This window comes from Marinobacter sp. SS8-8, assembly GCF_030540945.1.
Classification (GTDB): domain Bacteria; phylum Pseudomonadota; class Gammaproteobacteria; order Pseudomonadales; family Oleiphilaceae; genus Marinobacter.
Map to the genome: position 1 here is coordinate 1 of NZ_JASSVN010000040.1, position 3,629 is coordinate 3,629.

Genomic DNA, 3,629 nt, shown 5'->3' on the forward strand with positions numbered 1-3,629 from the left:
GTAAGAGAGCCCCTATATGTGTTTGCTGTGAGTGCCTGACAGCCCCGCGAGACTGACGAAGCAGGCGTTCTTGCTCATGGATTTAGGTTGGCCGCTGGCGCGGCCAAAAAAATGATTATTGTCTGTTGATTCCGAGAAGGCTCATATGGGTTATGTGGTGGCTTACTCCCAAGCTACCAACCTTCATATCGAATTCCATGTTGTTCCAAGTAATCCCCCTGCCTTTCAAGATAACTCTCGGTGCGGAGTGTGTAGTCCTCTCCATCCTTTTCGTGATCATATGGTTTGGCTTTAAAGCGACCAACTTCGATAGCATTCTCATGCCGGTTCATAATCCATACTACAACCGTTCCCCCAGGAGCCAAGCCAAGAACCAAAACGTCTCGAGGACGCTCTACTATCTTGCCATAGGCTTCAAAGGGGGCAGTCTCCTTCATTTTTTTCTCGATTTCATCCGGGTTTTCCAGCCGGATCAAGGCCTCATAGGATTGCTGCTCCGCGAACGAGAACCAACGAATTAAAAAGACCTCTGGCATGGTTTGCCAATCCGCCATTGCCCCAAACGGTTTGTCCCAGCAACAGGACACGATACCAATAGGTGCCCGCCATCCAATGTCTTCGGAAAGGGATTCGATGAAAAACTTATCCACCCAGACATCGTAGTGTTTGGGTGCCACCACGCCGATACTTCGGTGGGTTCCATTGGGACCATATTTTTGCCCTTCTGATTCCGTTGATTCCGAACACCCGACCAGTACCAGAATACAGAGACTGACCACCCAACCCTTGATACTCATAGAAGTCTCCATTTATTCACTCGCTTTTATTAGGGTGAACAGCCCGACGGCCGTTTTTCGCAGGCCTGAACGGGTAAAGCGGCCCTATTTCCAGATAATGATCGGAATAATGAATGTACCGTTGCTTAAGCAGGGCTTTGGATTCAGGAGACAGCCGCAAGTCTTGGCCGTGCCAGACATGAGCTGCGAGGTTTCTGGCAACAGTTACAAGTTCTTGAGGTAGAGAATAAGAAGCGTCTGTCGGATCAATTTGATCAAAAGGCACACCGGCATCGACAGCCAGCTTGTGGATCAGGTACAGGGGAATTCTGGAATATTCACCCCTAACCTCCCGATCAAGCCAGAGGTGCAAAGCGACATTGTTTCCGCTCAGGCTAGGCTGAGTCGGCAACATTGGAAGCCGCCTCTGTTCAATTTCCAGGCTTGCCAACGGATTGTGCGATCCGATCCAGCCCTCGGCCTTGATCAGGGCTCGTTGTTGCAGCATCCGGGAAAACTCGAAACTGGCCTCGGGATTCCGACGGTCTTTCCCTGTTATGACTTCTGGAGGGCGAACTTCAATTCGCTCGTGAAAGCTATCTGGATATCCCCCTCCAATATCCGAGTGAACGCCCGGCAGAACCCACTCATTGAAATTTTCAGGCAAATCGCCTGACTCACTTCTCAGGCTGTTTAACGAAAAGTTGTGCCGGCGCTCATCTCGCGCAACAAACTGGACGGCCCGCTGCACATGTTCTGATTTTACGTTGACGTTGATCCGCCCCGTTTTTCCGTCGTGAGCTGAAAAATCCATGTTGCCGACATCGGCAACGCCGGCAACGGTGTCGAATAACCCCAGGAACCGAACTGTCACTTTCTTGGGCCATGGGATACCCTCGCGCTCGAACGCTCTGACCAGAGCACCTTTGTACTCACCGTATAAGGAGCCCGTTGTGTCATAAATCTCACGGCTTACGAAATGTCGTGCCGTTGCCGCGCCCCGGCTAAACCCAAAAACATCCAGAACCAGCTCATCTATTGGCTCGTAAACAGAGCGACTAAGTTGTAATACGAAGTCTGCGGCCCCTTCCTCAACTTTTCTGAGGATGCCTTGCTCTCCAAGACCTAACCCCATACTCAAACCATCGTCGGGCTCACCGAACTTGGTACCCACTCCTGAAACATAAACAGACAGCCGGTGAGTTGGGGTACCGTCTTGTTCTATGGTGTCCTTGAAGTAAAGCGTTTCCAGCTTCGAAACGTTGGTTTCGGCATTGAGGTAACTGCCTTCCATCACCTGTGACAGTTCATTACTGCATTCTTCTTCCGAGATGGCTCCGGCGGCATTGGCGGTCAGGCATTTATCAAGTTCCTGCTGGTAAGCGCGGGTGTTGCCACGGTTATTGCCTGTGCCGTCGAAAAAGATACCCGCCTCTACCCGGACTTTGGGGAGGTTACCACCTCTGGGCAAGTCATCCAGTGACTCGTCCGGCAAGCCTTCATCAATTAACGCGCCTTTCTGCGCAGCTTTGCGCACAAATTCCTGCGGGTCTTTGTCCAGCAACTCTTTGGCGGCAGGGGTAAGCTGGCCTTTATCATCCAGTGCGCCAGCCATGGCGAAGTCCACAACCGGTGCGGTGGTGGTAGCAATGCCAAGTATTACTCGCTGATTACCACTGACAATAGAACCACCATGACTGGTGGGGCTTCCAAGGTAAGCCACTGGCATACCATCGGCAATTGCCAGCGGGTAGCCCTGGGTAATAACCGCACCGCAACCGGTGACATCGCCCACGCGGGCAATGGGTTTACCTTCAACAAGGATGCTGGAGCCGTTTGGCATGATGGGGGAGGAGCCGTGCCCTTTGATCGGGCAAACGTGCATGTCGCCAACACAGGCGGCAATCAGATTGCTCATAGCCAGAGTTCCTTTCTGTGATGAGTAGCGTCCGGGCTACCCGTGGTTAAACATTGTTCAAAACCTGCAATATTAGCATTATTGGCACCACATAACGCCCGGCTCACGCGCCGGTTTGGAGCCGCAAAGCGGCGGAAAATCGGTCGCTGTGCAGCCGATTGTTATGTTTTCTATGAAGTGCTACCGTGTGTATAGATTTCTTAGACCATACACAAAGGTGCATTATGAGAACGAACATTGTTATCGATGACGAGTTAATGGCCGAAGCCCTCAAAGCCTCCGGCTACGAAACCAAAAAAGAAGCCGTTGAGCAAGGCCTGAAACTTCTGGTCCAGCTTCGTAAGCAGCAGGAAATTCGGAAGCTGCGTGGCAAGATCAAATGGGAAGGCGACCTGGATGAAATGCGGAGTGCCAGATGATACTGGTGGATACCAGCGTCTGGATCGACTATTTCAACGGGGTCGAAAACCCGCACACTGATCTGCTTGATACCTCCATCATCCAAGGGGCTGTCGCTATCGGCGACCTCATATTTCTGGAGATCCTTCAAGGCATCCGCAACGACAAACAATATCGCCAGACCAAACAAAGCCTGCTAGCGCTTGAGCAGTATGAGATGTTTGGCAAGGAAATGGCAGCCAAGTGCGCCGACAACTACCGAGCGCTTCGAAAACGAGGCATCACAATCCGAAAGACTGCGGACGTGATCATCGCGACTTTCTGCATAGAGAAGGAGCTACCTCTGCTGTTCTTGGATCGCGACTTTGTCCCATTTGTTGATCATCTTGGGCTTGAGTCAGCCCTCAGAGAAACATAACGATATAGATAACCGTCCACCTCCCGCCAACTCTCAGGCACACCCGAACTAAGGCAGGCACGCGACCGGGCCCCTGTGGATCGGTTCATCGGCTTGTTGGACTGGTCCGCACTCGAGG

General features: G+C 52.0%; 4 protein-coding genes. 2 read left to right on the forward strand and 2 right to left on the reverse strand.

What is annotated here, in order from left to right; translation table 11 throughout:
- Window positions 1-173: 173 nt before the first annotated feature.
- Entirely contained in the window at window positions 174-797 is a 624-nt protein-coding gene (locus tag QPL96_RS19150; RefSeq protein ID WP_303288876.1) for a DUF2931 family protein, read from the reverse strand.
- A 16-nt stretch (window positions 798-813) separates the two neighbouring features.
- Entirely contained in the window at window positions 814-2,694 is a 1,881-nt protein-coding gene (locus QPL96_RS19155; protein WP_303288877.1) for a DUF2235 domain-containing protein, read from the reverse strand.
- A 224-nt stretch (window positions 2,695-2,918) separates the two neighbouring features.
- Between QPL96_RS19155 and QPL96_RS19160 the strand changes: the two genes are divergently transcribed.
- Window positions 2,919-3,113 (forward strand): type II toxin-antitoxin system VapB family antitoxin, encoded by a 195-nt coding sequence (locus QPL96_RS19160; protein WP_303288878.1) that lies wholly within the window; start codon window positions 2,919-2,921, stop codon window positions 3,111-3,113.
- On the forward strand, window positions 3,110-3,511 hold the full coding sequence (locus QPL96_RS19165; protein ID WP_303288879.1) for a PIN domain nuclease: 402 nt from the start codon (window positions 3,110-3,112) through the stop codon (window positions 3,509-3,511). The genes QPL96_RS19160 and QPL96_RS19165 overlap by 4 nt, the downstream gene beginning before the upstream one ends.
- Window positions 3,512-3,629 lie beyond the last annotated feature (118 nt).